Origin of the sequence: Pseudobacillus badius, assembly GCF_002189605.1 — a bacterium.
Classification (GTDB): Bacteria; Bacillota; Bacilli; order Bacillales; family Domibacillaceae; genus Pseudobacillus; species Pseudobacillus badius.
Genome location: NZ_MWMM01000007.1, coordinates 78,901 through 105,197, shown reverse-complemented (window position 1 = coordinate 105,197; position 26,297 = coordinate 78,901). Strand labels below are relative to the sequence as shown.

Sequence of the window (26,297 nt, the reverse complement as noted above, 5' to 3'; positions counted from 1 at the left end):
AATGTGAAAAAGAATATTGCCGTATTGCCTGGAGACGGGGTCGGCCGGGAAGTAGTGAAAGGAGCGACTGCTGTGTTGGAAGCAGTCGGACAGAGGTTCGGCCATGAATTTGAATTCGAATATGCCAACATTGGCGGCGCAGCCATTGATGAGTCAAATAATCCTCTTCCGAATGAAACATTGGAGCTTTGCAAGCAAAGCGATGCCGTTTTTTTAGGAGCGGTAGGAGGACCGAAGTGGGATAGCCTTCCTTCGCACATGCGTCCGGAGCGTGGATTGCTGGCAATTCGTAAAGAGCTTGGTTTATTTGCTAACCTTCGTCCGGTTATCGGTTTTCACAGCTTGCTGCATTCTTCGCCACTCAAACCCGAAATTGCAGAAAATGTGAATTTGATGATTGTACGTGAACTGACAGGCGGCTTATATTTCGGAAAACCAAGCGAGCGCCGCGGTGAAAGCGGAGAAACCGTTGTTGATACATTGCAATATACAAGACAAGAAATTGAGCGGATCGTAGAAAAAGCATTTGAACTAGCTATTATTCGCAACAAAAAGCTTACTTCTGTTGACAAAGCGAATGTGCTGGAATCAAGCCGGATGTGGCGCGAAATTGTGAACGAAAAAGCGGCTCTATACCCGCAGGTAGAAGTGGAGCATATGTATGTGGATGCAGCAGCTATGAAGCTGATCAGCCGTCCAAAAGACTTTGACGTCGTGGTAACAGAAAACTTATTTGGTGATATTTTGAGCGATGAAGCTTCCATGATTACAGGTTCACTCGGCATGCTGCCGTCAGCAAGCTTGACAGGAGACGGATTCGGCTTGTATGAACCGGTCCACGGCTCAGCACCAGATATTGCCGGCTTTAATAAGGCGAATCCGATGGCGATGATCCTTTCAGCGGCATTAATGCTGAAATACTCCTTCAATCTAAGGGAAGAGGCGGAGTCTATTGAACAGGCCGTTCAGGAAGTGCTGAACGCCGGCTATCGGACACCTGACCTGCAGCCAAATGGAAATATGGTTGTCGGCACAGAACAAATGATTGAAATTGTGGCTCAGCATGTAAAAGAAGGCTCCGCTATTTCTTCTATTATGGGAGCTTATATGTAAGCGAAAATCAATGGACAGTATAGAGAGGATTCCGTATTTTCCGCCAGGAGATCGGAATCCCTCTTTTTTCAAAAGCGATGTTTCATCATTAAGCTAAAAAAGACAGTGAGGGGGCTGTTTTATGGCACCAAAAACAGTTATTGAGAAAATTTGGGAACAACACGTTGTACACAGAGAAGAAGGAAAACCGGATCTTTTATATATTGATCTTCATTTAGTACATGAAGTGACTTCTCCGCAAGCATTTGAAGGGTTACGCATGAATAACCGCCAAGTCCGCCGTCCGGACTTAACCTACGCGACTATGGATCATAACGTGCCGACGGTCAACCGCCATATCATTAATGATCCCGTCTCTAAAAAGCAGATGACGACACTTGAGCAAAATTGTAAAGAATTTGGCATCGAGCTAGCCGATATTAACCATCCAGATCAGGGGATTGTACACGTTATCGGTCCTGAGCTTGGCTTAACACAACCAGGAAAAACGATTGTATGCGGAGATAGCCACACATCTACGCACGGGGCTTTTGGCGCTTTATCGTTTGGAATTGGCACAAGTGAAGTAGAGCACGTGCTAGCCACACAAACTCTCTGGCAATCCCGTCCAAAAACCTTGCAGGTAAAAGTAACTGGAAAGCTTGGTTTTGGCGTGACAGCGAAAGACTTAATTCTTGCGGTTATTGCTAAATACGGTGTGAACGCAGGGACAGGCTATATTATAGAATATACCGGCGAAGCGATCCGTGAGCTATCTATGGAGGAGCGGATGACTGTCTGTAACATGTCCATTGAAGCAGGGGCACGTGCTGGCTTGATTAGCCCGGATGAAAAAACGGTTGAGTATTTGCGGGGGCGCCGTTACGCTCCGCAGGGAGAGGAATTTGAAAAAGCGGCTCAACACTGGCTGGCGCTTGCGACCGATGAGGGCGCAGAATATGATTTAACGCTTGAAATTGCCGGAGAAGAGATTGAACCGCAAGTCACTTGGGGAACGAATCCATCCATGGGAAGCGGCATCAGTGCATCCGTTCCTGATCCTGAGCAGTTTGAGCGTCAAGCAGACCGTGAATCTGTTGCCCGGGCATTAGACTACATGGAATTGGCAGCAGGCACGCAGCTTGAAGAGATTCCCGTAGACTATGTATTTATCGGCTCCTGTACGAATTCACGTATCAGCGATTTGCGGGCAGCTGCGGAGGTGGCAAAAGGCAGAAAGGTTCAGGAAGGAGTGACAGCCATTGTTGTTCCTGGATCGCAAACGGTGAAGCAGGCAGCTGAAGCGGAAGGATTAGATCAAATATTTATCGACGCTGGCTTTGAATGGCGGGAGTCCGGCTGCAGCATGTGCCTGGCGATGAACGATGATATCGTTCCATCCGGAAAACGATGCGCCTCTACTTCTAACCGCAACTTTGAAGGGCGTCAAGGAAATGGTTCCAAAACGCACTTAGTCAGCCCGCCGATGGCTGCCGCTGCCGCTGTTACCGGCAAGTTCACTGATGTTCGCAAACTAGCCAAAGTGCATCAATAAGGGGGAAGAAACATGGAAGCAATCAATAAATTTAACGGTATTGTCTGCCCTCTCAACCGTGTAAATGTGGATACAGATCAAATCATCCCAAAACAGTTTTTAAAGCGGATTGAACGGCAAGGCTTCGGCCAGTTTCTATTCCATCATTGGCGTTTTGATGATGATGGGAATAAAAGAGAAGACTTTATTATGAATCAAATGCAATATGAACAGGCTGAAATTTTAGTGGCGGGTGAGAACTTCGGCTGCGGCTCTTCCCGGGAACACGCTCCATGGGCATTGCTTGATTATGGCTTCCGAGTAGTCATTGCTCCTAGCTTTGCTGATATTTTCTATAATAACTGCGTGAAAAACGGCATTTTGGCGATTCGCCTGACAGAAGCAGAAGTAAGTGAAATAATGGAAAAGGCGAAAGAGCCGGGGTATCGCCTATTCATTAATTTGAAAGATCAGGATATTACAGACAGAAAAGGATTTGCAGCTGATTTTGACATTGATCCCTATTGGAAGCAAATGCTTTTAAATGGCTGGGATGAAATTGCTGTTACCCTCAACCTTGAGGATGAAATCAGCAGCTATGAAAAGAAAGCGGAAAGCATAAGTTAATTCTATATGTAGATGGAGCAAAAGGCTGCGGATAAACGCAGTCTTTTGCTTGTATTTTCACTTGTTTATGGAAATTGAAAGGAATGATTTACATATAAACAGGGAAAAGTGATACAGGAACATGAGATGAGGAGGAATTAAAATGGAATTTAGAATAGAACGAGATACGTTGGGAGAAATGAAAGTGCCGGCAGATAAATACTGGGGGGCACAGACGCAGCGAAGCAAAGAGAACTTTCCGATAGGAACAGAAAAAATGCCTATCGAGGTGATTCATGCATTTGCCCAGTTAAAAAAAGCAGCAGCCATGGCCAATGAACAGCTCGGCAAGTTGCCTGCTGAAAAAAAACAAGCAATTGTTCAGGCGTGCGACGAAATAATTCAAGGAAAGTGGGATGGCCATTTTCCGCTCGTGGTCTGGCAGACAGGAAGCGGCACCCAGTCTAATATGAATGTGAATGAAGTCGTGGCCAGAAGAGGAAGTGAAATTGCTGGCAAAGAGAAGCTCATTCATCCAAATGACGATGTCAATATGTCACAAAGCTCCAATGATACTTTTCCAACCGCTATGCATATCGCTGCCTATCACGAGGCAGAGCAGCGTTTGAAACCGGCTCTTGCCCAGTTTAAGAAAACGCTTGAGCAGAAGGAAAAGGAATACATGCATGTAATTAAAATCGGCCGCACCCACTTGCAGGATGCTACACCGCTAACTCTCGGACAAGAAATTTCCGGATGGCGAGCGATGATTGACCGGAGCATGGAGATGCTGGAACAGGCACAGCAGTATTTGCTTCGCTTAGCTATTGGCGGCACTGCCGTAGGCACCGGTATTAACGCGGATCCGTCATTCGGCCATAAGGTAGCTGAACAGCTGGAAAAGCAAACAGGGTATCGATTTGAATCGTCCCCAAATAAGTTTCATGCGCTAACGAGCCATGATGAGCTTGTTTATTTTCATGGAGCGCTGAAAGCCCTCGCGGCGGATATGATGAAAATAGCGAATGATATACGCTGGCTGGCGAGCGGTCCGCGCAGCGGCATCGGAGAACTTACCATTCCTGCAAATGAGCCGGGCAGTTCAATTATGCCAGGAAAAGTAAACCCGACGCAAAGTGAGGCGATGACAATGGTTGCGGCTCAAATATTCGGAAACGATGCAACGGTCGGCTTTTCTGCAAGCCAAGGGAACTTTGAATTAAATGTTTTCAAGCCGGTAATCATCTATAATGTGCTTCAGTCTATCCGCCTTTTGGCTGAAGGGATTCAGTCATTTGACAAAAGATGTGCAGCTGGACTGGAAGCGAATAAAGAAGTGATCCAGCAGCTAATGGAACGCTCGCTTATGCTTGTTACAGCTCTTAACCCGCACATTGGTTATGAAAAAGCAGCCGAAATTGCCAAGCTGGCTCATAAAGAAGGACTAACATTGAAGGAAGCAGCCGTTCAAACGGGTTATCTGACAGCAGAGCAATATGATGAATGGATTGATCCTTCTAAGATGGTTCATCTCTAAATCAGCAATAGAGCCCCTGAATATTCAGGGGCTCAAGCCATTTGTATGAAATTGTAAAGCTAAATTAGCGTTGGAAACCGCTCATTTGTTGTTGAGCCATTGCTACAAGACGCTTAGTGATTTCTCCACCTACAGAACCGTTAGAACGAGATGTTGAATCTGCACCAAGTTGTACGCCGAATTCAGAAGCGATTTCGTACTTCATTTGGTCGATAGCTTGTTGAGCACCTTCAACTAAAAGTTGGTTGTTGTTGTTGTTGTTTGCCATGTTTTGTCATCTCCTGTTGTGTTTTTTTTTTGGCTGGACCTCTCTGGGATTGCACCAGTACGCATTGACTGCGTCCAGACTATCTGGTTAGGTCCACCGCTTTGAAGTGTTGCTGTTTGTACTACTAGTATGTTTGGATTCAAAAAGTTTATTCAAAAATATATCTTGGCAATTTATTCCTGTTTGTTTGACGTTTAAAAGGTGTTTTTTAAAGCATTATGCTATACTGATGATACATATCGACAATGAAGTGGATGATCTATTCTAGGAATAAGAGGTGAAGGAGTTATGGAATACAACCGCGATGTAAAAAACCGGCTGAATCGGATCGAGGGGCAAATAAGAGGCGTTATTAAAATGATGGAAGATGATAAGCATTGCAAAGAAGTAGTGACTCAGTTGTCAGCTATCCGTTCGGCTGTGGATCGGTCAATTGGGTTAATTGTAGCGAAAAATTTGGAAAGCTGTATCAGAGAAGCCAATGAAAAGGGGCAAAATGCAGAGGAAGCCATCCAAGAAGCTGTTAATATGATTGTTAAAAGCAGATAAGCTGTTCTTAACGTGCCAGACCTTCTAATCGCATGACGATAGATGTCCGGCACGAAAAGGACAGCTTTGTTTATTATCTCTCTGAGTTTGGCGGCGCCTCTTCTAGGAAAGGCGTTGTTTCTTCAATGTTTGCGGTGAGTGCGTCGTCTCTTGTATGGACGGAGCCCCCGGAGAGTCCTTCATTAATCATTCGGTCAATGTCTAAATACGCTTGGTCTTTTCCTTCAAATTGCGTGTCGGGCAAAAAGGAAAGGTCTTTGTATTTTGGATCCATTGCTTAACGCCCTCCTTTATATAAAGGCTTCGTCAACAGTTTTTTGGGCGTGTGAATAAGCCGACAGCTGTTAGCGAAGCCTATTTATAATATGGACGCAAACGAAAAAAGCTATTCCGGCCATTTTGATTAACGGTCATAGACATGATAAAGCATTAAGCTGTGGATTTGCTGTTCGAGCGGCTGGCGTTCGGTCTCTGGCGGTTTGTTTGAAAGCCATTCGATCGTTCCGTCGGGCAGGTAGTTTCCGGACATTCGCCTTTTTTTATAATAAAAAGAAAAGGCCCATCCGGGGAGCTGCTCTCCTTGATAAAGCGGTTTGTATTGAAAATGCAGCAACATCGTCTTCACCTCTCGTTCATCATACCCTACCCTGTCAAACGCGACAATATTTGCTAACTTTCGCCAATTCCACTTATAATGAAAGAGCCGGCATCGCTGGTGATGAATAAATGGCAGGTGAATGATGCAGATGAATATAGTAACGTTGCTTATTTTTATGGTTTTCATCGGTGCAGCCATTGGGGCGGTCACAAATGCGATTGCCATCCGGATGCTTTTTCGCCCGTATGAGCCGAAATATATTGGCAAATGGAAGCTTCCGTTTACGCCCGGCTTGATTCCGAAACGAAGGGGCGAGCTGGCTCGGCAAATTGGCAGAACAGTGGAAGAGCATTTGCTGACGCCGGAAAGCATTGAACGCAAGCTGAATGAACCAGACTTTCGCCGGGATGTAACCGTGATGTTGCAGAAAGAGGCAAAACCGCTGCTTGCTGCCGATCAGACGTTAGCCGAGCTGTTGGACAAGCTGCATTTTAAAGAGGCTGAACAACAAACAGAGCGCTGGGTTGAGAGCTGGATCGACAATAAATATCACAAAATCAAAAGCTTCTACCTTGATCAGACGATTAGGGAATCGCTGCCTGCGCAATGGCTTGATACGATGGAGGAAAAAGTTCCTGATGTCTCCCGTTATATCCTAACAAAAGGTATAGATTATTTCTCCGGCTTGGAAGGAAAAACACGGGTCAAAAGAATGACAGATGACTTTCTTGCTGAATGGGGCAAGCTTGGCAGCATGGTGCAAATGATTTTGGGAAATACCTCACTGGAGGATAAAATTCAGCCGGAAATTATCAAGTTCTTAAGCAGTCCGGGCACAAAGGATTTGCTGAACACGCTCTTGCAAAAAGAGTGGGATAAGCTGCTTGATTGGAAGTGGGAAGATGTTCTGCAGAAATTCTCTGATGAAAAAGCGCTGACTAAAGGAAAAAGCTTCATTCTGCGTCAGCTTGATCTGTCTTCTTTATTCCAAAAGCCTGTGTCTGTCTTTTTACAGCCGTTTGAAGAGAAGATTATCAATGAAATTATTCCGCTGCTAGTGGAAAGAGCGGGCTCTGTAGTGGCAAGCCGCTTGCCGGCCATTATGCAGAAATTGCGGATTGGGGACATTGTCCGCGAACAGGTGGAAACTTTTTCTCTTGCACGCTTGGAACAAATCGTGTTGGATATTGCCCGCCGGGAGCTGAAGATGATCACGCTTCTTGGAGGCGTGCTCGGCGGAGCGATTGGCTTGATTCAAGGACTTATCATCCGTTTATTCTAGGAAAGTCTCGCGAACTTGCGCATAGTTTGTTAAAGTGAAGTCATGCTTACAATGAAGGAGGAAGAACATGGCAGCCAATTTATATGATCTGGCGTATGAAATGGAAAAAGGTCTGCGCCAAAGCCAAGAGTATCTCGCGTTAAAACAGCTGTATGCGGATGTAGAGACTAGCGAGGAAGCAAGGGGAATTTTCGAGAACTTTCGAAATGTACAGATGCGATTGCAGGAAAAACAAATGACCGGGCAGGAGATCACGGAAGAAGAAGTGCAGCAGGCGCAAAAAACAATGGCTCTTGTTCAGCAGCACCCTCTCATTTCTAAATTGATGGAGGCTGAGCAAAGAATGAGTATGATGATTGCGGATGTGAACAAAATTATTATGAAGCCGCTCGAGGAAATGTATGGAGCGATGGCAGAATAACGGTTAAGCATGTAAAGTGCCGGGTTTTCCCTGTAAAAAGGGAGAATCCGGCATTTCTTATTTTTTAGGCTGCTTATTGACGGTAATGACTTTTTAAAGCTTTGTTCTAAAGCCTGTTTTCTTCTCATAATTTCTAAAAAGGACAACATGAGGGGGGAACGAGAAAATGGCTTACCGTTTGTTAGCAATTAATATAGATGCATTTGCCGGTCAAAACAAAGCACGGATCACGAGGTCAACGAAGGAAGCAATTCGCTATGCACGCAAAAAAAACGTGACTGTTTGTTTTTACTCTAACCGCGAACTGCCTCTTGTCAAGAAAATGGCGAAAGCCTTGATCCCGGAAAGTTGCTTGATTGCCCATAACGGAGCGTATGTAGCTTCTGAATTTGATAAACCGGTGTATATCCAGCGAGTGAATGAAGAATGCACATATGAAATGGTTCAGTTTCTGGAATCATTTGATTGTCAGGTAACACTTGCCACTGAAAAGTTTTCTGCCAGCAATAGAGGGCGGCTTCCAGCTACATTAGTGAAGCGCAGCATGTGGCAGCGCACGCAAAAGTTCCTATATTCCCAGTATTTTGTTCATTCATTATCTGATCATTTATTTGAAGATCCGATTTCTCCTTTATCCATTCATGTCAAATTCTTTAAGCCGGGAGAAAGGGAAGAGGTGCTGCAAGCATTAAAAAATATGTTTAATGAAGTATCCTTCTTAAAGAAGGGAACGGATGAAATCGAAATCACTGCTTTCGAGGTAACCAAATGGAACAGTATTTTATATTTGGCAGAAAGAATGATGATCAGCCGTTCGGAAATTGCAGTAATCGGCGTGGATGAGGCTGATGAAGAAGTAATTAGAGAAGCAGGCATCGGAATTGTCATGGGGGATGCTCCTGAAAGTGTAAAACAGGCAGCGGATTGGGTGACGAGAACAAAAGAAGATGGCGGCATTGCCTATGTGATTAAAGAGCTGCTCCGGCACCAAAGGAAGGGAGCTGAGGAGGAAGTGAATAAACTGGATTAAGCGGCAGGCAACGCCGCTTTTTTTGATGCGCGGGTTGATTCGATCTTGACCGTAGGTTTGCCGATTCAGTATGCTTAGGGAAGGAAATAAAGAAAGGTGAATGAGCGTGTTAATTTATATAAAAGGATTGGAAGACGAGCGCTTCGTGCGGCCGCTTCAGTTGATCGCCAACTTATTTTTTGAGGAAACGGATATCTGTTTGGAGAACAATGGCCGCAGCGAACTTGAAATTGATATCCAATTAGTAGATGAGGGGGCGGAAGTCGCCGCTTCAGCCGTTTTGTTGGCGGCTGGCGAAGAATACCGGGCCAGCTATAGAAAAGCCGTTACGGCCCTTGAGGGGAAAGAGCATTTTAAGCAAGTGAAGAACGTTGTTTCGCATGTGTTTTTACACGTATTGCAAGATTACACAAAGATCACGCAAAAATGGGGCATCTTAACTGGCATGCGGCCCACCAAGTTGCTTCATAGGCAGCACCAAGCTGGTGTGCCGGCTGAAGAAGCGCGCCGAAAGCTTCAAGAAGATTATATGATCACCGAAGAAAAAGTGCATTTAATGGAGCGGATTCTGGAACGGCAGCTGGCGATGGTTCCTGATTTATATGAAGTAAAAGAAGAAGTCAGCATTTATATCGGCATCCCGTTTTGCCCGACGAAATGCGCGTATTGCACCTTTCCAGCCTATGCTATTCAAGGAAAGCAAGGAAGGGTATCCTCATTTTTGAGCGGGCTTCATTATGAAATGGAGAAAATCGGGCAGTGGCTGCGGGAAAAAGGCGTGAAAATTACAACTGTGTATTACGGCGGCGGGACGCCGACAGCCATTACAGCCGAGGAAATGGATGAATTGTACGAGCTGATGTATAAAGTATTTCCTGATGTAGACAGCATTCGGGAAATTACTGTAGAAGCAGGGCGGCCGGATACCATTACTCCCGAAAAGCTTGCGGTTTTAAGAAAATGGAACATTGACCGGATCAGCATAAATCCGCAGTCTTACACACAGGAAACATTGAAAGCGATCGGGCGCCATCATACCGTAGAAGAAACAATCAGCAAGTACCGCATGGCAAAGGAACATGGAATGAACAACATCAATATGGATTTGATCATTGGCCTTCCGGGTGAAGGAACGGAAGAATTCGCCCATTCTCTTGAGGAAACAGAAAAGCTGATGCCGGAATCTTTAACGGTTCACACGCTGTCATTTAAACGCGCCTCTGAAATGACCTTAAATAAGGAAAAATATAAGGTGGCGGACCGGACAGAAGTGGAACAAATGATGAATATGGCCGAGCAATGGACGAAGGAACACGAATACGTTCCCTATTACTTATACCGCCAAAAAAATATTCTAGGCAACCTGGAGAATGTAGGATACTCCAAACCGGGACGGGAAAGTATTTACAACATTATGATCATGGAGGAAGTACAAACCATTATCGGCATTGGGTGCGGGGCGGCCAGCAAGTTTATTGACCGGAAAACTGGAAAAATCGAACACTTTGCCAATCCGAAAGATCCGAAAACCTATAATGAACGGTTTGTGGAGTACACAGAAAAGAAAATTAACAAGCTGAACCAGTTGTTTTCATGAGCCAGTTTCGAAAAAAAGAGCCGCAAAATTTGCCGGCTCTTTTTTTGAAGATAAATCAAGCGGTTCAAGAACGGCGCTGAACCGCTTTTATGTTATACATGGAATAAAACGAGCTTGCCGAGAGGCGACGTACAGCGATGAGTATACTCTTCATAGTCGTGCTGCTGCAGCAGCTGCTGCCCCTGCTCTTTTGCTTCTTCATCGTTACGGGCTTCAAATGATTCATCGAGCAGCTTTTCCCCATTTTTTTTAAAAACCGTTAATTTATAAACCATTATTTCCCCTCCCTGAAGATGATTCACTATTCATTGTACACAATTTTGGATTTTTTCTAAATATTTTATAACGAAATAATTTTGTGGAACTTTTTGCTTGCTTGGGCGTATGTTTTAGAGGGGAGTGATAAAACATGCTTGTTTTGGAAAATGTAACAAAACGCTTTAATGATTTCACCGCCGTCAACGACCTATCCTTGCAAATCCCGGAGAGGGAGCTGTTTGGTTTTCTTGGGGCCAATGGTGCGGGGAAAACAACCACCTTTCGAATGATATTAGGTATTTTACAGCCAAATGCAGGCGCCATTCACTGGAACGGGAAGCCTATTAACTACAAAGTGAGTCCGCTGATCGGTTACTTGCCTGAAGAAAGAGGGCTATATCCGAAAATGAAAGTGAAAGACCAAATTGTTTACTTAGCCCGTCTGCGCGGAATGGATAAAAAAGAAGCAGCAGCCGAAACGGACCGCTGGCTGGAGCGTTTTCATGTGCCCGATTATGCGGGGAAGCGGGTAGAGGAATTATCGAAAGGAAACCAGCAAAAAATCCAATTTATTTCTTCGGTTGTCCATAAACCGCAGCTGCTGATCCTCGATGAGCCATTCAGCGGTCTGGACCCTGTTAATGTAGAGCTATTGAAGGAAGCGGTTGTTGAGTTAAGAGAAAGCGGGACAACCATCGTATTTTCGAGCCATCGAATGGAGCATGTGGAAGAGCTTTGCGAGAACTTATGCATGATGCATCGCGGGCGTCCAGTCGTCCATGGCAGTCTTCGCGAGATTAAGCGTTCGTTCGGAAAGAAAAATGTCACGGTACAGGCTGACTTCAATCTTGATTTTTTAAGGGATATTCCCGGCGTTTTACGGACGAAGAACACGGCGGAAGGCATGGTGCTCCAGGTCGCCAAGGAAGAAACGTCCCAGCACATTTTTGCAGCTTTGCAGGAAAAAGGATTTGTGACGAGGTTTGAGCTGGAAGAGCCTTCATTGAATGACATTTTTATTGAAAAGGCGGGAGCTTCCTATGAATAACTTTTGGATGATTCTTTCCCAATCGTATATTAATAAATTGAAAACCAAGCCATTTATCATTACAACGCTGCTGGTGGCTGCCGTCATCATTGCCGCAGCCAATTTTGAGCAGATTTTCTCCAATTTTGGTGACGATAATGAACAGGCAAAAGTAGCTGTAGTGGATCAGACAGGAGCGCTGTACGAGCCGCTCAAAGAGCAGCTGGCAGCTGCGGGAGCAAATGTTAAAGTTGTCAAAAGCGATCAAACAGAAGCTCAATTAAAGAAGGCTGTAGAACAAGAAACGTACAAAGGTTATCTCTTGTTAGAGAGAAACAGCGAAGGAATGCCATCTGCCACCTATAAGGCGGAGAACATTGCCAACAGCAGCCTTTCCTCTGAGATCCGTCAAGCTCTGCAAGCTTTGAAAACGAGGGAAGTAGCGGGTAAGCTGCAGCTGACGGATGAGCAAATTCAACTGTGGAATGCACCGGTTTCGTTTGACACGATTGCGCTCGCTAAAGGAGCTAAATCAGAGGAAGAACTGATTCAAGCCCAAGCGCTTGTTTATGTTTTGCTGTTTCTTATTTATTTGTCAGTTATTATGTATGCCAACATGATCGCTTCTGAAGTAGCTATTGAAAAATCTTCGAGAGTGATGGAGATTTTAATCTCAAGTGTCTCCCCGATAAAGCAAATGTTTGCGAAGATTTTAGGCATCGGCCTTCTCGGGCTTACCCAATTAGTGATCTGGTTTGCTGCGGCTTATATAGCCATGGTCAATCAACCCGACGGTTCTCTCGTTCAATCGATCGGATTGCAATCCGCTTCTGGGTCGATGATCATTTATGCGATTCTGCTATTTATTCTCGGCTACTTCTTATATGCTACGATTGCCGCCTTGCTTGGCTCACTCGTTAGCCGCCTTGAGGACGTTCAGCAAATGATGACACCGCTCACTCTCCTCGTCATGGCTGGCTTCTTCATTTCCATGTACGGCTTGGGGAATCCGGAATCACCGTTTATTACAGTGACTTCCTATGTGCCGTTTTTTACGCCGATGATTTTATTTGTCCGCATTAGCCTTCTTAGCATTCCGCCATGGGAAATCGCTCTTGGCTTTGGGGTTTTGATTGCTGCAATTATAGTGTTTGGTATTATTGGTGCCCGCATTTATAAAGGGGGCGTCTTAATGTATGGAAAATCTAATTCATTAAAAGACATGAAAAAAGCGTTCGAGCTGTCAAAAGACAACTAGTTTGCAGTCGAGTCTGCCTTGAAGAATGATTCCAGAGATTGTTATGTTATAATTAGCTCACTAATACCAAGGAGGGGGAGTCAATTTGCAAGGGATTACCCATTATGAAGCAGGACAAAGCGTGGAAAGTTATTTGTTAATCAAATCAGTGACAAAAAGTGTAGCGGTAAATGGCAATCCCTATTTAACGCTTATTTTACAAGATAAAAGCGGTGACATCGAAGCTAAGCTTTGGGATGCTAAAGAAGAGACGGAAAAGCAATACCAGCCGCAGACCATTGTGAAAGTAAAGGGAGAAATTCAAAATTACCGCGGCCGAATGCAGCTGAAAATCCGGCAGATCCGGCCGGCTGGTCCGCAAGATGGAAAGCAGATCAGTGAATTTATCGAAACGGCTCCGCTCAGCCAAACCGATATGGCGGATGTGGTTACCCAATTTATTTTTGAAATGCAAAATCCTCATATTCAGCGTATTACCCGCTTTTTATTAAATAAATATCATACGGAGTTTTTAGAATATCCGGCAGCAACAAAAAATCACCACGAGTTTGTGTCAGGTCTAGCTTACCATGTGGTATGCATGCTGAAATTAGCCAAATCCATTGCAGATCTTTATCCTTCGCTGAACCGTGATCTGTTATATGCGGGTGTAATCTTGCATGATCTCGGCAAGGTCATTGAGCTGTCCGGTCCTGTATCTACAGTGTATACGGTCGAGGGGAACTTGCTTGGCCATATTACCATTATGGTCAATGAGATTGGCAAGGCAGCAGAGGAGCTTGGAATAGAAGGGGAAGAGGTCACTATTTTAAAGCATATTGTTCTCTCTCATCACGGCAAAGCAGAATGGGGGAGCCCGAAGCCGCCGATGATTAAAGAAGCGGAAATTCTCCATTATATCGATAATCTTGACGCCAAAATGAATATGCTTGACCGGGCACTGGAGCGAACGAAGCCGGGAGAATTTTCCGAGCGGGTGTTCGCGCTTGATAACCGTTCTTTTTACAAGCCGCATTTTTCTTCTTAACATGTCCAATTTTGGGCATGTTTTTTCTTTTGGTGAATACACTGTTTACAAATGCGGACAAGGAAGGGGATTAAGATGATCATTCCATTATGGGTTTATGCAGTTGTTGCAGGAATTTTCTTCAGTGCATTTATGACGATTAAAACATCAAGAGCAGATAAAAAGGTGGATGAGGCATTCATTGAGCAAGAAGGACAAGTTTATATACAAAGAATGGAGAAGGAGCGCGAGCTGAGAGCAAAGAATTAAGCAGAAAGCGTCTGTCTTGCGAGACAGACGCTTTCATTATGCTTACTTTTCTTCTTCTTTATCGGATTTTTTATCAGAATCAGACAAGCCTCCGAAAGCTCCTTTTAAATCTTCGTCTTTTACTTTAACGTCGGCAGCCTTCAACTCTTTATCGAGCTTTTTCTGGATCGTTTCCGGATCAGCTTTCGATTGTTTGAGTTCTTTCGTTAACTCTGGTTTCATATCTTTGAAAGGTTTTTTCTCTTTCATATCAGTAATTTCAATGATATGGAAGCCTAAGTCGGATTTAACCGGCTTGCTGATTTCGCCTTTTTTCAATGTGTCAAGCGCTTTAGAAAACTCTGGAACAAATTGTTCGCGGCTTTGGCTGTCTACCCAGCCTAAGTCTCCGCCGTTTTGTGCGGAACCTGGATCAGATGAATATTCTTTCGCCAATGCGTCGAATTTCTCGCCTTTTGCCAGCTTGTCTTCTACTTCTTTTGCTTTCTTTTCATCCTCTACTAAGATGTGGCGGATTTTCATCGGCGGCTGCCATTTATCATAATACTCTTTTACTTCCTTATCCGTTACTTTAATATCGGAGAGGGCCGCTTTTTCTCTTAAAAGCTCTAATTTCAAAAAGTCTTTAAAGCCTTTTTCATCCAGGTTATACTGGGCCAAAAACGCTTCATATTGCGGGCCAAGCTGTTCCTTGGCTTTTTTCAGCTCTTTATCCACTTCTTTATCGGATACTTCATATTTTTCGGAGAGTACTTTTTTGTACATAACCTCTTGAAGAGCTTGTTCCATTTGCGGAGAGTATTTCTCCTTCATCGAGTCATACAGTTCTTGCTGTGTCACATCTCCTGCTTTCGAAGTAGCAACGACATCGTCCCCGGCGCCGCATCCAGCCAGGCCGACCGCCCCTGCAACTAAAGAAGCAGACAGGATCCATTTTTTCATCTCTAAACAACTCCCTGATTAATCAGCCGGCCTTCATTGCAGCAACGGCTTTTTCAAATTTTTGTACAGGACATACTATATCATATTTTCATCAAGCAGCCAAAAAATTCAATCTGAATAAACAGACAAAACAGGCTCCCATGATCGATTAAACAGGAGTGAGAAGGGCGGGCGAACCCAGCCATCCGTCTTTTGAGCAAATTAAAAAGAGCCGGCTTTCGCAAGCGGCTCTTTTTATGTAAACAAAATTTCTACATAAGACGAGATCAATAAGATCGTAATATAGATATTAATAGTACGGAAAATTTTAGGGTGGCGTTCTTCCGGGATCTCTTTTTGAACGCAAAGAATATTCGTCATACGGTTAATATTATAAAGAATTAAAGCTGAAAAAATAATAAACACGATAATAACGGAGATCACTTTATCCCCTCCCCTGTTTGTTTTTGTTCATATTTTGTTCACATGTAATAAACATAACAAAAATTGCGTTAAAAAGATAGAGAAATAGTTGAAAGCAGAGAAGGGACTCTCTGCTTTGCTTAGACGAACTGATGGTTAAAAAAATCAGCCGTTTTATTGAGGAATAAGAATTTCATACCCTCGGTCGTGTTCCTCGATGACCGCATATTTTGGAGAAGCAGCCATGGCTTTAAAGTAAAGCAAATCAATGGCGCACATGCCTGTATGAAAAGCAGCCAGCATAGTAAAGTAATGAATATAGTGAGGAAACAGAATTCCGCAAACAAGCAGGGCTGGATTAATAGTAAAGAAAGGCAGTAACAGGCTTGCCATAAATGTTTTTTTAGGAACGGGCTGTTTTATGTTAATCGAGATAATTGGCATACAAAAATAAGTGATTTTGCACTGGCATTTTATTTGGCGCCAATAATGCAAAATCGGTAAAAGATGCACAAGCTTGTGCAGCGGATAAACCGCAAGCAAAGCTAGAAGAAAAACATGAAAATACCCTGAATACAATGTTTTTGAAAAGAGCGATTGCATGAAGGCAAAGCTGAATGAAAAAAACAGCGTTGTCAGCAAAAGAGAATACATCAAGATCTTGTTCGATCCGTATCTCTTTTCAAAATCAAATGTACGCCAGCATTTCATCGGAATCATCCCTCCGTTTGACGTTAAGAACTTGCTATTGCCTAACCACTTTACGCTGTGTATAAAGAAAAATCAACCTATTTTTTGTGAACAATAAGTAAAGTTATCAGGCAAAACAGGCAAGCATAAGATCCAGGAGGGAGGGACCGGGCATTTTCGCTGGAAGGAAGGGGAGATTACACTTGTTGCTCAAATTTTTTCTTGCGTAACTTTCCATCTTCCTCGTCTAAATCTTCGCCGATATTATGCATGGACTTCTCGAATATATCAACGAAGTCTTCCCCGTAAATATTTTTGACGATAGACATCACTTCCATCATGTCAGGGAACTTGCCAAACAATTCACGAAGCGGCGCGCTGCCTGCAAAGACGGAATTTGTGTCAGGATCAAAGTTTTCCATCAAGTCAAGCAGCAGCTGCTCGCCTTCCTCAGTGATTTCCACATAAGTATTCCGTTTATCTGTCTCTTTCTTTGAAAATCTTAAATAGCCTCTTTCTTCTAATTTTTTCGAAAAATTAAAAGCGGTAGATACATGCATGACTCCGAATTTCGCAATATCAGAAATAGAGGCTCCTTTCAAATGATAGGCAATCCACAGAATATGATGCTCGTTAATATTTAAGTCATAAGGCTTGATCCAGCGCTGCCAATCCTTTTCGATCGCTTTCCATAAGGCCTTGCTTAATTGGGCCATTCTCTGGCTAAAAATAAGCGCTTCTTTCAATGAGTATTGATGATTTGTCATTTTTGCACCTTCTTTTCCGAATTCTTTCACTCCTAATTAATAGTAAGTTATATAGACTGTTAATATTATTATGCCAATAAAGTAAAAAATAATAAAGATGTAAATTAACAAAATTTTCGAAAAAAATGGAGAACCGGTGACGGTTCTCCATTTTATTTTCGGGCGGGCAGTGTTTTTTGCAGGTCTTCAACTGTTTTTTGCACTTCGCTGATATCCTGCTGCAGCTTTTGAATGGTTGGCTCTGTGCTTTCCTTCCATATTCCGGCGCTTACTTTTAAGCCATCCGCCACTTCCGGGATATTGTCTTTGCTGACATCCTTTAACTGGATAACAGCTTTCTTGACTTCGCCAATGTCTGCTTTAATCGTCTGCGTGTGGTTTTTCAAGCTTGCCTGGGCTGTTTTCACCCGTGCTCTTGCTTCTTGGCCGGACATCGGCGTATTGAACAAAGTGACAGCCGCCCCGGCGGCAGTGCCGGTGATCATACCGATTAATAATGCTTTTTTATCCACTTTCTTCACCTCTTATTAATGATAGCATTCTCTTTTAACAACAAAATCCCTTTAATTTGCTGGGGACAGGTACATTGCTGCCCGAAAGATGCATAGTATGTAGAAAGACCCCGCTTTGCTATATTTCCCTTACACCGTAAAAAGCAAACAGTTGATTTTAGTTAAAGGAGTGGCATAGCATGGAAGGAATCATTTTCGGATTATTTGCGCTGAGTTTCATCCTGCTGATCAGCATGATTTATCACATCCGATCGATCTGGAGGCCGGGCATTTCGATGTCGAGACCTCTGTTAATCAAGAAAGCTCGTATCCTTGGAATTGCCGGGGGCTTTATTCTACTCATCGCGGTACTGCTGTTATATAGGTAAGTATAGCAAAAGGACTCCTTTGTTTTCAAAGGAGTCCTCAGGCTGTTGGCAGACGCTTGCTTCCTTCGCTGTAGAAAAGTTAGGCTGGCTCCGCTAGATTCGAGCGCTTCAGCACAGATTGGACAATCGGATAAATGACCGCCATTACAACGGCATTTACAGCTGAAGCAGGAAGTACAATCGTCAAGAATAAAGCAGCAAATGGTCCCGGCAGGCCGACTGTTACGAGAGCCGAGCCCAGGAAGACAACGCCGGAAACAATCGTTCCGACAGCGGTTAAAGCGGCGGCTCCAACGGTATTTTTGCCGTAATGGGCAAATAAAAGAAACAAGCCATAAAATACAACAGCGGTGACCGGCTTATCAAGCATGTTGGGAATCATTCCGCCCGGGAAAGAAGTGGTCAGGCCGGAAATAACGCCGGTGACCAGCCCGGCAAGCAAGACGCTCTTTAGGTTCGGAAACAGCAGAATGCCTAAAAACATCATGGTCAGCATCATGTCGGGTTTCATTCCAAGAAACAATCCCGGCATCACCGTGTGCAAAACAGCTCCCATCCCTATTAATAGTGACAGGGTAACTAAAGATTTCGTATTCATTTCTCATCTCTCCTCTTCTCATCTCGTCTCAATCTCGCTTCTCCTGACATACACTCGTTGTTGCCAGCGAAAAGTTAGGATAAGTATATCATACAACAAAGGGCGTAGGAAGCTGAATATTCTGTCAAGGACGCCGTCTTTTTATTTAAAGGCGGGCAGAAATGTCTTGAGCAATCTTTTGCAAATCGTCTCCCGTGTATTCATTGTCGTGTGTTTTAAACACAGGATGGAATCCATCTTCTCGTCCAAAGCGCGGAATGAGGTGAATGTGATAATGAAAGACTGTTTGACCCGCTGCTTCTCCGTTATTGTTTAGAATATTTAACCCTTCCGCGTTATAAGCCGATTTCAAGGCTTTGGCAATGAACGGCACCCGCTGGAACAAGCTTCCCGCTTCTGTTTCAGAGAGTTCAAATACGTTTTTCTTATGTTTTTTAGGGATAAGCAGTGTATGTCCTTTGGTTACTTGGCTGATGTCTAAAAAAGCATACACTTCCTCGTCTTCATATACTTTGGCAGAGGGGATTTCACCATTAACGATTTTACAAAAAATGCAGTCGCTCATTTTTTTCATCCTTCCTATGTATAATTGCCAAAATTTTATCATAAAAGCGATTTTTATTAAATACACAAGTATAAAGATGAGGTTGAACCATGAGATATTGCGGATATTTTGTTAAAATAAGCGTATGACATTATGAGAAAGGACGTTTTTTATGTCTTTATTAACGGTAGAAGGACTAGTTGGCGGTTATACCCGCAAACCGGTGCTGAAGGATATATCCTTTTCAGTCAATAAGGAAAGCATCGTCGGCTTAATTGGTTTAAACGGGGCAGGGAAGAGTACAACGATTAAGCATATCATCGGGCTGATGGAACCGAAAAAAGGAACCATTTCCATCAATGGGCTTGCTTTGCAGGATAGTCCTGAGAAGTACCGGCGCCAGTTTTCTTATATTCCGGAAACGCCGATTTTATATGAAGAACTAACGCTTGAAGAGCATATGAAGCTTACAGCCATGGCCTATGGGCTCACAGAGGAGGAGTTCGGCCGGCGGATCGGCCCATTGCTAAAGGAATTTAGGCTGGATTCGAAAATGAATTGGTTTCCGGCCCACTTTTCTAAAGGCATGAAGCAAAAGGTGATGATTATGAGCGCCTTTTTGACAGAGCCTTCCTTGTACATTATCGATGAACCTTTTGTGGGTCTTGACCCGCTCGGCATTCAATCGCTTCTTGATTGGATGAAGAGAATGCGTGATGGCGGCGCTGGCATTTTAATGTCCACGCATATATTGGCGACAGCGGAAAAGTACTGTGACGCCTTCATCATTTTACATAACGGTGAAGTTCGGGCGCAAGGAACAATCGGAGAGCTTCGCGAACAATTCCAAATGCCGGGTGCGTCTCTTGATGATATCTATATTCAACTGACAAAGGAAGAAGAGCAATGAAGCAAGTGGAAGAGTTATGGAAATCGAGGATTACGGCCTATTATACTGAGCTGCGCAAGTATTTGCTCTATATGCTGAACGATCATTTGCTATTCGTTCTTGTCTTCGGACTGGGGGCGGTCTTGTATTATTACAGCGGCTGGGTCAAAACACTGGATGAGACGTTTCCAGCGCCGCTCGTCATGGCTGTTTTTCTGGGAGCGCTGCTTGCTTGGAGTCCGGTTTATACATTTTTAATGAGGGCAGATACCGTTTTCCTGCTGCCGCTGGAAGAAAAAATGGCCCCTTACTTTCGCAAAGCGATTACGGCGAGCTTTCTTTCCCAAAGTTACTTGTTAATCGCCGGTCTTGCTTTATTTATGCCGCTATATACACAGGTCAAAGGCGGCTCCATGAAGGTTTTTTTCGCTTGGCTGATTTTAATCGCCGTCATGAAAGTTTGGAATTTAACCGTTCGCTGGCATGTGCTCAAAGTTCAAGAAAAAGAAATCCGGCATATAGATGGGGGAATTCGGCTGATAGTTAATATCTTGCTGCTGTATTTTGTGTTTTCCGGTGCCCCGCTTCTTTTCATTCTGGCAGTGGCGGCCGCTATGGCAGCCTATTATATATACTGCGGCAAAAGGGCGCGTCCGATGGTGTTAAAATGGGAAACACTTGTGGAGCTTGAGGAAAAGCGGATGGCCGCTTTCTACCGTTTAGCTAATTTATTTACCGATGTGCCTCATTTGCGGGGAACTGTGAAACGGCGGAAGTGGCTGGACAAGCTTCTGGGCCAAGTGCCGTTCCAGCCGGCCGGGACGTATACTTACTTGTTCCGGCGCACGTTTGTCCGCATGAACGAATTTTTCGGCTTGTACATCCGCTTGACTGTAATGGCGGCTCTTATTATCGGGTTCAGCGGTCAAGCCGTCCTGCAGCTCATTATCGCTTTATTGTTTATTTACTTGACGGGGTTCCAGCTGCTGCCGATGATTCGCCGTCATGAAACAAAGATTTGGGTGTTTTTATACCCGGTCGCACCTGAACAAAAAAGCGCTTCGCTGCTGGATTTAATCGGCCGTCTGCTTTTGCTGCAAGCTGTCATCTTCGGTTTAGCAGCATGGGCAGGCCACTCGTTAAGCCAAGGAGGCATCGTTTTAGCAGCTGGCGCAGTATTTGCTTTGTTTTTTGCTAAAATGTATGCGCCGGCCCGTCTCCACAAAATTGCCCGCTAGACAATGAGAGCAAACAATATAAGAAAAGACAGCCCAAACGGGATACTTCCCGATTTTGGCTGTCTTTTTTCTATTTGAAAAGGAAACTATTCATTTTCCCTCGGCACCATATAAGTTGTTACGTAGGAAGGGCTTGAGAAAATATGCGGCTGGTTATCTACGCCGGCTTCCGGTTTTTTTGTTTCATGAGCCTGCTTGAATTCCTTAGAGTCTTTCCAATTTGTAAATGACTCCCGGTCTTGCCATTGCGTCAAGATGACATACGTATTTGAAGTGAGCGGGCGAAGCACACGGATCGCTATAAATCCTGGCGTATTTTCAATCGCCCGGGCCCGTCCTTTAAAGCGATATTCAAAAATCGGCCGTCCCTCGTCTGTTACAGGAATGTTATTGCATACAACAAAGCCATGATCCGCTAATTCTCCGGAAGCATCAATGACCTCGTATTTTCGGGGAGATTGAAACAGCGTTTTTTTGCTGTTTGTTTCATGAAGAAGGGTGGCTCCTTCCGCATTTTCCATAAAAATGATGTTTTCAGATGCGTGTTTTTCCTGAAGCTGCTTCATAAAATGATATGTACCTGTAGTGATGAAAATATTCATGTCCTCACCTCGTTTAGTAATAGTTACTAACCTATATTATATATTACTTTACACTTAGTTGCTGTGCTCTAAACTCTCATAATAAGCAGAAAAACAGGAAGGAAGTTCCTAATTGAAGGCAGGCTCTCCGTTTCTTTGGAGAATTTATGACATTTAGGGGTCCACGCTATACTTTTTGCCTCAAAACTACTATAGTGTAAACGTATAAATAGATACGATTGTTCGCTTATTTCCGTTTATGGACTGAATAGAAAGTGATAGATCAACTTTTGAAGATATGAAAGGTGGATGTGCAGCAGTGGTGCGAAAAATTAATGAAACATTTTTAAAAGCGGCAAAAGGGGAAAAGACGGAGTATACACCGGTTTGGTATATGCGCCAAGCGGGCCGTTCTCAGCCGGAATACCGCAAATTAAAAGAGAAATACTCCCTTTTCGAGATTACCCATCAGCCTGAATTATGTGCTTATGTCACAAAGCTTCCAGTCGATCAATACGATGTCGATGCCGCTATTCTTTATAAAGATATTATGTCTCCGCTTCCAGCAATCGGTGTTGATGTAGACATTAAATCAGGAATCGGTCCAGTGATTGATAACCCGATTCGTTCTTTAGCTGATGTCGAAAAGCTCGGACAAATCGATCCGGAAAGCGATGTTCCATATGTGCTTGATACGATTCGCCTGCTGACGGAAGAGCAGCTTGACGTTCCGCTTATCGGTTTTGCCGGCGCACCATTCACGCTCGCAAGCTATATGATCGAAGGCGGCCCTTCAAAAAACTACAACAAAACAAAAGCTTTTATGTATGCTGAGCCAAAAGCATGGCAAGCACTGATGGACAAGCTGGCTGAGATGACAGTGACTTATGTGCGCGCTCAAGTAAAAGCGGGGGCCCGAGCTATCCAAATTTTTGATTCATGGGTCGGAGCGTTAAATATTTCAGATTACCGTTTATTTATTAAGCCGGTCATGGAGCGTATTTTTAGCGAACTGCGCGAAGAAAATGTTCCATTAATTATGTTCGGGGTAGGTGCAAGCCACCTGGCAAAAGAATGGCATGAACTTCCGCTTGATGTGGTCGGTCTTGATTGGCGCCTTCCGATACAAGAGGCGAGGGCAATGGGCATCACAAAAACAGTGCAAGGAAACCTTGACCCGGCAATCCTGCTTGCTCCGTGGGAAGTGATTGAAGAAAGAACACGTGCTATTTTAGATGCAGGCCTTGCTTCGCCAGGCCATATCTTCAATTTAGGGCATGGAGTGTTTCCTGAGGTCAATCCAGACGTATTAAAGCGCTTGACCAGCTTCGTACATGAATACAGTGCACAAAAGCGAAAATAATGCAGCAGAGGTGAGCAATGTGACAAAGAAAAAAATGGGCTTGTTAGTCATGGCATACGGAACACCATATAAAGAAGAAGATATTGAACGTTATTACACACATATTCGCCGGGGCAGAAAGCCGACGCCGGAAATGCTTGAAGATTTGCGTTCCCGCTATGAAGCAATCGGCGGCATTTCGCCGCTTGCTTCGATTACACAAGAGCAGGCGGAAAAGCTTGAACAGCATTTGAATGGTATACAAGAAGACATTGAATTTAAAATGTACATCGGCTTAAAGCATATTGAGCCGTTTATTGAGGATGCTGTCCAGCAAATGAAAGCAGATGGAATCGAAGAAGCGGTCTCAATTGTGCTCGCTCCTCATTTCTCCACATTCAGCGTGAAGTCTTATAACGGGCGGGCGAAGGCTGAGGCAGAGAAAATTGGCGGACCAGAGATCACCTCAATTGAAAGCTGGTATCAAGAGCCGAAGTTTATCGATTACTGGGCGAACAAAATAAAAGAAACCGTTGCCAGCATGTCAGCGGAAGAGCGCGCCAATTTTGTCATGATTGTTTCTGCACACAGCTTGCCGGAAAAAATCATTTCAATGGGGGACCCTTATCCGCGGCAACTCGAAGAGACAGCAGAGCTGATTGGCCAAGCATCAGGCGTAGCTAACATCGAAATTGGCTGGCAAAGTGCAGGAAACACTCCGGAGCCATGGATCGGCCCGGATGTACAAGACTTAACACGCGATTTGTTCGAGCAAAAAGGCTATCGTGCCTTTCTTTATGTGCCGGTTGGATTTGTAGCTGAGCATTTGGAGGTTTTATACGACAATGATTATGAATGTAAAGTGATCACTGATGAGATCGGTGCGGCCTATTATCGCCCGCCGATGCCAAATGCCCGTCCGGAATTTATCGAGGCGCTTGGTGAAGTGGTTTTAAAACACTTGGCAACACACACAAACTAATAAAAAGAGGGCGATGAAACTGTGCTGGGCGAAAAAAAGAGGGTTGTTGTTGTAGGCGGCGGAATTACAGGGCTGACAGCAGCCTACTATTTGCAAAAAGCAGCTAAAGCCAGCCAGCTCCCGTTAGCTGTGACGTTGATCGAAGCAACCCCCCGCCTGGGCGGCAAAATCCGAACGATGAGAAAGGACGGCTTCGTTATTGAGAGGGGGCCGGATTCCTTTCTCGCCAGAAAAGAAAGCGTCAGCCAGCTGGCCAGGGAAGCCGGGCTTGGCGATCAATTAGTGGCTAGCAAAGCCAGCCGTCCGTATGTACTCGTTAACGGCAAACTTCATGCGATACCAGCAGGGTCAATGATCGGCGTCCCGACTAAAGTGACTCCTTTTCTTGCGACCAATCTTTTTTCCGTGGCTGGAAAATTAAGAGCCGGAGCGGACCTTTTCCTGCCTAGGACAGATTTCGATGGCGATACCTCACTTGGCGGCTTTTTCAGGCGGCGTCTTGGCAATGAGATTGTCGAGAACCTCATTGAACCGCTTTTATCAGGCATTTATGCCGGTGACATTGACAGGCTGAGCTTAACGGCTACGCTTCCGCAATTATTAACTAAAGGCGGAAAGCCTCCCCGCAGCCTTATCCTCAGTTTAAGACAGTTGTCTGCTATGCTGGCCAATGAGAGCGGCGGCTTTCTAACGCTGCGGGATGGTCTCGATACATTGGTGCAAGGCATCGAGAAAAGACTGGAAGGCGGTTCCGTTTTAAAAGGCGTTCGAGTCAAGCGCATTGACAGACGGGAGGATGGCAAGTTCTTTCTAACGCTGAATGATGGCGTGAAAATTATGTGTGACAGCGTGATTGTGACAACACCGCATACTACCTTGCCCGCTATGATGCCGCAATACGATTTTTTTCATGAACTCAAGAAAATGCCGGCTATGTCGGTTGCAACGATCGCAATGGCTTTTCCTGAAGAAGCCGTCCCTCATTATGCGGATGGTTCAGGATTTGTTGTTTCAAGAAACAGTGATGTAACTATTACAGCTTGCACCTGCGTGCATAAAAAGTGGCCGCACACAGTGCCGGCGGGAAAAGCCCTGCTTCGCTGTTACGTCGGCCGGGCGGGTGATGAGGCCATCGTTGATTTATCAGATACTGAAATCGAACAAATTGTGGTGGAAGATTTAAAGAGAACGCTGCAGCTATCGGCACAGCCGGAATTCACGGTAGTGAGCCGCTGGAAAAACGCGATGCCGCAATACACGATCGGCCATAAACAGAGAATTGAAAAGATCGAAGCACACATTGACAAAAGCTTATCCGGTCTTTTTATCGCGGGCAGTTCCTTTAGGGGAGTGGGGATGCCTGCCTGTATCGAGCAGGGCGAGGAAGCGGCAAAAAAAGCCGCAGCATTTATACAAACGAACAACTGACAGAGACTGTTCCGAAATTCGGGAACAGTCTCTTTTGTTGATTGCAGGATCAACTTTATCGTATGGCCTTGTGAGAAGGGGAATACTAAGACCAGCACACAATAAAGGAGGTTTCCCTATGGAAAAAGGCGACGTAAGCCAATATCGGGAAAGTCCAAGCTTATACCTGAAGAAGGAAGCGAATGACGAGGTGCTGGAGATTAGCTCCACAGGCTATGGTTTGGAACCTGTGCTGAGGGAAGAAAGCCGTTCTGGGCATTCTCTTCTGCACATGAAAGAGAAGCATGAGTAAAGAGCGGAAAGAAAACCTGGCGGACGGGATCGATCCGGCTTTGAAAGCGCGTATTGATAAGGAAACTGCCGGCCTGCGCTTCACGAAAAATTTTCGGTCGGCGACTGCGGAAGAGTGGTATCTTTTCTTTCCGGGATTTACAGGAGAACCAGCAGGCAGCGCGGCAGGAAAGGCGATCATCCATTATGAGCTTTACGGCAACCGGGAAATATTTATCCATACAACGATCATTTATAGCGATCCGCGTATGGAAGAACCGGCCATGTACCCGCTTATTTATGCTCTTTCTGATGAAATCATCAATCGTCTTGTGGGCTATGCTGATACGCTGCTGTCCGTTTATGCCGGCCCAAATTCTTATCAGGCAGAATACCGCTCGCCTGAATAAA

General features: G+C 44.6%; 33 protein-coding genes. 21 read left to right on the top strand and 12 right to left on the bottom strand.

The window, feature by feature from the left end:
• Positions 1 to 3 precede the first annotated feature (3 nt).
• The 4 genes from leuB (at position 4) to fumC (ending at position 4,769) form a co-directional block, all read left to right on the top strand.
• Positions 4 to 1,113, top strand: a complete 1,110-nt coding sequence (leuB, locus tag B1A98_RS12970; RefSeq protein ID WP_063383885.1) for a 3-isopropylmalate dehydrogenase — start codon at positions 4 to 6, stop codon at positions 1,111 to 1,113.
• 121 nt (positions 1,114 to 1,234) lie between these two features.
• Positions 1,235 to 2,647, top strand: a complete 1,413-nt coding sequence (leuC, locus tag B1A98_RS12965) for a 3-isopropylmalate dehydratase large subunit (protein WP_041099106.1) — start codon at positions 1,235 to 1,237, stop codon at positions 2,645 to 2,647.
• A 12-nt stretch (positions 2,648 to 2,659) separates the two neighbouring features.
• On the top strand, positions 2,660 to 3,253 hold the full coding sequence (gene leuD, locus B1A98_RS12960) for a 3-isopropylmalate dehydratase small subunit (RefSeq protein ID WP_041099109.1): 594 nt from the start codon (positions 2,660 to 2,662) through the stop codon (positions 3,251 to 3,253).
• Positions 3,254 to 3,395: 142 nt separating this feature from the next.
• Entirely contained in the window at positions 3,396 to 4,769 is a 1,374-nt protein-coding gene (fumC, locus tag B1A98_RS12955; RefSeq protein WP_063383886.1) for a class II fumarate hydratase, read from the top strand.
• Between the two features lie 64 nt (positions 4,770 to 4,833).
• On the opposite strand, the gene B1A98_RS12950 is transcribed toward fumC, so the two are convergent.
• The gene (locus B1A98_RS12950) at positions 4,834 to 5,037 is read right to left on the bottom strand and encodes an alpha/beta-type small acid-soluble spore protein (RefSeq protein ID WP_041099113.1); all 204 of its coding nucleotides are present in this window, start codon (positions 5,035 to 5,037) and stop codon (positions 4,834 to 4,836) included.
• A 288-nt stretch (positions 5,038 to 5,325) separates the two neighbouring features.
• Here B1A98_RS12950 and B1A98_RS12945 point away from each other — a divergent pair, with 288 nt between their 5' ends.
• Positions 5,326 to 5,586 carry a metal-sensitive transcriptional regulator gene (locus tag B1A98_RS12945; RefSeq protein ID WP_041099115.1) on the top strand — a complete coding sequence of 87 codons (261 nt, stop codon included), beginning with the start codon at positions 5,326 to 5,328 and terminating at the stop codon, positions 5,584 to 5,586.
• A gap of 73 nt (positions 5,587 to 5,659) precedes the next feature.
• Here the strand turns inward: B1A98_RS12945 and B1A98_RS12940 are convergent, their stop codons facing one another.
• Together B1A98_RS12940 and B1A98_RS12935 are read right to left on the bottom strand one after the other, a co-directional pair.
• Positions 5,660 to 5,860 (bottom strand): hypothetical protein, encoded by a 201-nt coding sequence (locus B1A98_RS12940; protein ID WP_063383887.1) that lies wholly within the window; start codon positions 5,858 to 5,860, stop codon positions 5,660 to 5,662.
• Between the two features lie 129 nt (positions 5,861 to 5,989).
• Positions 5,990 to 6,202 (bottom strand): YheE family protein, encoded by a 213-nt coding sequence (locus B1A98_RS12935; protein ID WP_063383888.1) that lies wholly within the window; start codon positions 6,200 to 6,202, stop codon positions 5,990 to 5,992.
• Between the two features lie 130 nt (positions 6,203 to 6,332).
• Between B1A98_RS12935 and B1A98_RS12930 the strand changes: the two genes are divergently transcribed.
• From B1A98_RS12930 to B1A98_RS12915, 4 genes are all read left to right on the top strand, one after another.
• Positions 6,333 to 7,466 carry a DUF445 domain-containing protein gene (locus B1A98_RS12930; protein WP_063383889.1) on the top strand — a complete coding sequence of 378 codons (1,134 nt, stop codon included), beginning with the start codon at positions 6,333 to 6,335 and terminating at the stop codon, positions 7,464 to 7,466.
• Positions 7,467 to 7,533: 67 nt separating this feature from the next.
• Positions 7,534 to 7,887, top strand: a complete 354-nt coding sequence (locus B1A98_RS12925; protein ID WP_063383890.1) for a YlbF/YmcA family competence regulator — start codon at positions 7,534 to 7,536, stop codon at positions 7,885 to 7,887.
• 166 nt (positions 7,888 to 8,053) lie between these two features.
• Entirely contained in the window at positions 8,054 to 8,917 is an 864-nt protein-coding gene (locus B1A98_RS12920) for an HAD hydrolase family protein (protein ID WP_063383891.1), read from the top strand.
• A 100-nt stretch (positions 8,918 to 9,017) separates the two neighbouring features.
• A complete protein-coding gene (locus B1A98_RS12915; RefSeq protein ID WP_170808516.1) occupies positions 9,018 to 10,514 on the top strand; it encodes a coproporphyrinogen III oxidase in 1,497 nt (498 codons plus the stop codon).
• Positions 10,515 to 10,606: 92 nt separating this feature from the next.
• On the opposite strand, the gene B1A98_RS12910 is transcribed toward B1A98_RS12915, so the two are convergent.
• Positions 10,607 to 10,789, bottom strand: coding sequence for a YhzD family protein (locus tag B1A98_RS12910; RefSeq protein WP_041114055.1), 183 nt, complete (start codon positions 10,787 to 10,789; stop codon positions 10,607 to 10,609).
• A gap of 134 nt (positions 10,790 to 10,923) precedes the next feature.
• On the opposite strand from B1A98_RS12910, the gene B1A98_RS12905 reads away from it, so the two are divergent.
• The 4 genes from B1A98_RS12905 to B1A98_RS12890 all read left to right on the top strand — a co-directional run bounded on the left by B1A98_RS12905 (position 10,924) and on the right by B1A98_RS12890 (position 14,333).
• On the top strand, positions 10,924 to 11,820 hold the full coding sequence (locus tag B1A98_RS12905; protein WP_063383893.1) for an ABC transporter ATP-binding protein: 897 nt from the start codon (positions 10,924 to 10,926) through the stop codon (positions 11,818 to 11,820).
• Complete coding sequence (locus tag B1A98_RS12900) at positions 11,813 to 13,057, top strand: ABC transporter permease (protein ID WP_063383894.1); 1,245 nt, start codon at positions 11,813 to 11,815, stop codon at positions 13,055 to 13,057. Before B1A98_RS12905 ends, B1A98_RS12900 begins: the two co-directional genes overlap by 8 nt.
• Before the next feature lie 85 nt (positions 13,058 to 13,142).
• Entirely contained in the window at positions 13,143 to 14,084 is a 942-nt protein-coding gene (yhaM, locus tag B1A98_RS12895) for a 3'-5' exoribonuclease YhaM (protein WP_041099136.1), read from the top strand.
• 75 nt (positions 14,085 to 14,159) lie between these two features.
• Positions 14,160 to 14,333: a sporulation YhaL family protein gene (locus tag B1A98_RS12890; protein WP_041099139.1), complete on the top strand. Its 174-nt coding sequence runs from the start codon at positions 14,160 to 14,162 to the stop codon at positions 14,331 to 14,333.
• Positions 14,334 to 14,375: 42 nt separating this feature from the next.
• Here the strand turns inward: B1A98_RS12890 and B1A98_RS12885 are convergent, their stop codons facing one another.
• The 5 genes from B1A98_RS12885 to B1A98_RS12865 form a co-directional block, all read right to left on the bottom strand.
• Entirely contained in the window at positions 14,376 to 15,275 is a 900-nt protein-coding gene (locus B1A98_RS12885) for a peptidylprolyl isomerase (protein ID WP_063383895.1), read from the bottom strand.
• Positions 15,276 to 15,509: 234 nt separating this feature from the next.
• The gene (locus B1A98_RS12880) at positions 15,510 to 15,695 is read right to left on the bottom strand and encodes a hypothetical protein (protein ID WP_041100212.1); all 186 of its coding nucleotides are present in this window, start codon (positions 15,693 to 15,695) and stop codon (positions 15,510 to 15,512) included.
• A 156-nt stretch (positions 15,696 to 15,851) separates the two neighbouring features.
• Positions 15,852 to 16,388, bottom strand: coding sequence for a DUF3267 domain-containing protein (locus B1A98_RS12875; protein ID WP_063383896.1), 537 nt, complete (start codon positions 16,386 to 16,388; stop codon positions 15,852 to 15,854).
• 176 nt (positions 16,389 to 16,564) lie between these two features.
• Positions 16,565 to 17,134, bottom strand: a complete 570-nt coding sequence (locus B1A98_RS12870) for an HTH-type transcriptional regulator Hpr (RefSeq protein WP_041099145.1) — start codon at positions 17,132 to 17,134, stop codon at positions 16,565 to 16,567.
• A gap of 152 nt (positions 17,135 to 17,286) precedes the next feature.
• Positions 17,287 to 17,646, bottom strand: coding sequence for a YtxH domain-containing protein (locus B1A98_RS12865; protein WP_063383897.1), 360 nt, complete (start codon positions 17,644 to 17,646; stop codon positions 17,287 to 17,289).
• A 179-nt stretch (positions 17,647 to 17,825) separates the two neighbouring features.
• On the opposite strand from B1A98_RS12865, the gene yhzF reads away from it, so the two are divergent.
• Positions 17,826 to 18,014 carry a membrane protein YhzF gene (gene yhzF / locus B1A98_RS12860; protein WP_041099147.1) on the top strand — a complete coding sequence of 63 codons (189 nt, stop codon included), beginning with the start codon at positions 17,826 to 17,828 and terminating at the stop codon, positions 18,012 to 18,014.
• A gap of 79 nt (positions 18,015 to 18,093) precedes the next feature.
• Here yhzF and B1A98_RS12855 read toward each other — a convergent pair whose 3' ends face one another.
• Both B1A98_RS12855 and B1A98_RS12850 read right to left on the bottom strand, forming a co-directional pair.
• Positions 18,094 to 18,612 carry a tryptophan transporter gene (locus tag B1A98_RS12855; RefSeq protein WP_063383898.1) on the bottom strand — a complete coding sequence of 173 codons (519 nt, stop codon included), beginning with the start codon at positions 18,610 to 18,612 and terminating at the stop codon, positions 18,094 to 18,096.
• A 145-nt stretch (positions 18,613 to 18,757) separates the two neighbouring features.
• The gene (locus B1A98_RS12850) at positions 18,758 to 19,177 is read right to left on the bottom strand and encodes an HIT family protein (RefSeq protein WP_041099151.1); all 420 of its coding nucleotides are present in this window, start codon (positions 19,175 to 19,177) and stop codon (positions 18,758 to 18,760) included.
• 151 nt (positions 19,178 to 19,328) lie between these two features.
• On the opposite strand from B1A98_RS12850, the gene B1A98_RS12845 reads away from it, so the two are divergent.
• Together B1A98_RS12845 and B1A98_RS12840 are read left to right on the top strand one after the other, a co-directional pair.
• Positions 19,329 to 20,066, top strand: coding sequence for an ABC transporter ATP-binding protein (locus B1A98_RS12845; protein WP_063383899.1), 738 nt, complete (start codon positions 19,329 to 19,331; stop codon positions 20,064 to 20,066).
• Entirely contained in the window at positions 20,063 to 21,283 is a 1,221-nt protein-coding gene (locus B1A98_RS12840) for an ABC transporter permease (RefSeq protein ID WP_063383900.1), read from the top strand. Before B1A98_RS12845 ends, B1A98_RS12840 begins: the two co-directional genes overlap by 4 nt.
• Before the next feature lie 86 nt (positions 21,284 to 21,369).
• Here the strand turns inward: B1A98_RS12840 and B1A98_RS12835 are convergent, their stop codons facing one another.
• Positions 21,370 to 21,885 carry an antibiotic biosynthesis monooxygenase family protein gene (locus B1A98_RS12835; protein ID WP_063383901.1) on the bottom strand — a complete coding sequence of 172 codons (516 nt, stop codon included), beginning with the start codon at positions 21,883 to 21,885 and terminating at the stop codon, positions 21,370 to 21,372.
• A gap of 298 nt (positions 21,886 to 22,183) precedes the next feature.
• Between B1A98_RS12835 and hemE the strand changes: the two genes are divergently transcribed.
• The 5 genes from hemE to B1A98_RS12815 all read left to right on the top strand — a co-directional run bounded on the left by hemE (position 22,184) and on the right by B1A98_RS12815 (position 26,296).
• Complete coding sequence (hemE, locus tag B1A98_RS12830; protein WP_223662824.1) at positions 22,184 to 23,227, top strand: uroporphyrinogen decarboxylase; 1,044 nt, start codon at positions 22,184 to 22,186, stop codon at positions 23,225 to 23,227.
• A gap of 19 nt (positions 23,228 to 23,246) precedes the next feature.
• Entirely contained in the window at positions 23,247 to 24,188 is a 942-nt protein-coding gene (gene hemH / locus B1A98_RS12825; protein WP_041100216.1) for a ferrochelatase, read from the top strand.
• Positions 24,189 to 24,209: 21 nt separating this feature from the next.
• Positions 24,210 to 25,616 (top strand): protoporphyrinogen oxidase, encoded by a 1,407-nt coding sequence (gene hemY / locus B1A98_RS12820; protein WP_063383903.1) that lies wholly within the window; start codon positions 24,210 to 24,212, stop codon positions 25,614 to 25,616.
• 118 nt (positions 25,617 to 25,734) lie between these two features.
• The gene (locus B1A98_RS20505) at positions 25,735 to 25,908 is read left to right on the top strand and encodes a hypothetical protein (RefSeq protein WP_158286035.1); all 174 of its coding nucleotides are present in this window, start codon (positions 25,735 to 25,737) and stop codon (positions 25,906 to 25,908) included.
• A complete protein-coding gene (locus B1A98_RS12815) occupies positions 25,901 to 26,296 on the top strand; it encodes a hypothetical protein (RefSeq protein ID WP_063383904.1) in 396 nt (131 codons plus the stop codon). The genes B1A98_RS20505 and B1A98_RS12815 overlap by 8 nt, the downstream gene beginning before the upstream one ends.
• The last annotated feature ends 1 nt before the right edge of the window (position 26,297 follow it).

What these genes read in the sequence shown, in the direction of transcription:
- B1A98_RS12855 (WP_063383898.1), bottom strand. Translation starts at nt 18,612, where the DNA reads ATGAATACGAAATCTTTAGTTACCCTGTCACTATTAATAGGGATGGGA.
- leuD (WP_041099109.1), top strand. Translation starts at nt 2,660, where the DNA reads ATGGAAGCAATCAATAAATTTAACGGTATTGTCTGCCCTCTCAACCGT.
- yhzF (WP_041099147.1), top strand. Translation starts at nt 17,826, where the DNA reads ATGGAAGGAATCATTTTCGGATTATTTGCGCTGAGTTTCATCCTGCTG.
- B1A98_RS12850 (WP_041099151.1), bottom strand. Translation starts at nt 19,177, where the DNA reads ATGAGCGACTGCATTTTTTGTAAAATCGTTAATGGTGAAATCCCCTCT.
- B1A98_RS12890 (WP_041099139.1), top strand. Translation starts at nt 14,160, where the DNA reads ATGATCATTCCATTATGGGTTTATGCAGTTGTTGCAGGAATTTTCTTC.
- B1A98_RS20505 (WP_158286035.1), top strand. Translation starts at nt 25,735, where the DNA reads ATGGAAAAAGGCGACGTAAGCCAATATCGGGAAAGTCCAAGCTTATAC.
- B1A98_RS12935 (WP_063383888.1), bottom strand. Translation starts at nt 6,202, where the DNA reads ATGTTGCTGCATTTTCAATACAAACCGCTTTATCAAGGAGAGCAGCTC.
- B1A98_RS12870 (WP_041099145.1), bottom strand. Translation starts at nt 17,134, where the DNA reads ATGACAAATCATCAATACTCATTGAAAGAAGCGCTTATTTTTAGCCAG.
- B1A98_RS12900 (WP_063383894.1), top strand. Translation starts at nt 11,813, where the DNA reads ATGAATAACTTTTGGATGATTCTTTCCCAATCGTATATTAATAAATTG.
- B1A98_RS12835 (WP_063383901.1), bottom strand. Translation starts at nt 21,885, where the DNA reads ATGAATATTTTCATCACTACAGGTACATATCATTTTATGAAGCAGCTT.
- B1A98_RS12920 (WP_063383891.1), top strand. Translation starts at nt 8,054, where the DNA reads ATGGCTTACCGTTTGTTAGCAATTAATATAGATGCATTTGCCGGTCAA.
- B1A98_RS12950 (WP_041099113.1), bottom strand. Translation starts at nt 5,037, where the DNA reads ATGGCAAACAACAACAACAACAACCAACTTTTAGTTGAAGGTGCTCAA.
- B1A98_RS12915 (WP_170808516.1), top strand. Translation starts at nt 9,018, where the DNA reads ATGAGCGTGTTAATTTATATAAAAGGATTGGAAGACGAGCGCTTCGTG.
- B1A98_RS12845 (WP_063383899.1), top strand. Translation starts at nt 19,329, where the DNA reads ATGTCTTTATTAACGGTAGAAGGACTAGTTGGCGGTTATACCCGCAAA.
- B1A98_RS12940 (WP_063383887.1), bottom strand. Translation starts at nt 5,860, where the DNA reads ATGGATCCAAAATACAAAGACCTTTCCTTTTTGCCCGACACGCAATTT.
- B1A98_RS12905 (WP_063383893.1), top strand. Translation starts at nt 10,924, where the DNA reads ATGCTTGTTTTGGAAAATGTAACAAAACGCTTTAATGATTTCACCGCC.
- B1A98_RS12910 (WP_041114055.1), bottom strand. Translation starts at nt 10,789, where the DNA reads ATGGTTTATAAATTAACGGTTTTTAAAAAAAATGGGGAAAAGCTGCTC.
- B1A98_RS12815 (WP_063383904.1), top strand. Translation starts at nt 25,901, where the DNA reads ATGAGTAAAGAGCGGAAAGAAAACCTGGCGGACGGGATCGATCCGGCT.
- B1A98_RS12840 (WP_063383900.1), top strand. Translation starts at nt 20,063, where the DNA reads ATGAAGCAAGTGGAAGAGTTATGGAAATCGAGGATTACGGCCTATTAT.
- B1A98_RS12930 (WP_063383889.1), top strand. Translation starts at nt 6,333, where the DNA reads ATGAATATAGTAACGTTGCTTATTTTTATGGTTTTCATCGGTGCAGCC.
- B1A98_RS12885 (WP_063383895.1), bottom strand. Translation starts at nt 15,275, where the DNA reads ATGAAAAAATGGATCCTGTCTGCTTCTTTAGTTGCAGGGGCGGTCGGC.
- leuC (WP_041099106.1), top strand. Translation starts at nt 1,235, where the DNA reads ATGGCACCAAAAACAGTTATTGAGAAAATTTGGGAACAACACGTTGTA.
- B1A98_RS12945 (WP_041099115.1), top strand. Translation starts at nt 5,326, where the DNA reads ATGGAATACAACCGCGATGTAAAAAACCGGCTGAATCGGATCGAGGGG.
- fumC (WP_063383886.1), top strand. Translation starts at nt 3,396, where the DNA reads ATGGAATTTAGAATAGAACGAGATACGTTGGGAGAAATGAAAGTGCCG.
- B1A98_RS12925 (WP_063383890.1), top strand. Translation starts at nt 7,534, where the DNA reads ATGGCAGCCAATTTATATGATCTGGCGTATGAAATGGAAAAAGGTCTG.
- B1A98_RS12875 (WP_063383896.1), bottom strand. Translation starts at nt 16,388, where the DNA reads ATGAAATGCTGGCGTACATTTGATTTTGAAAAGAGATACGGATCGAAC.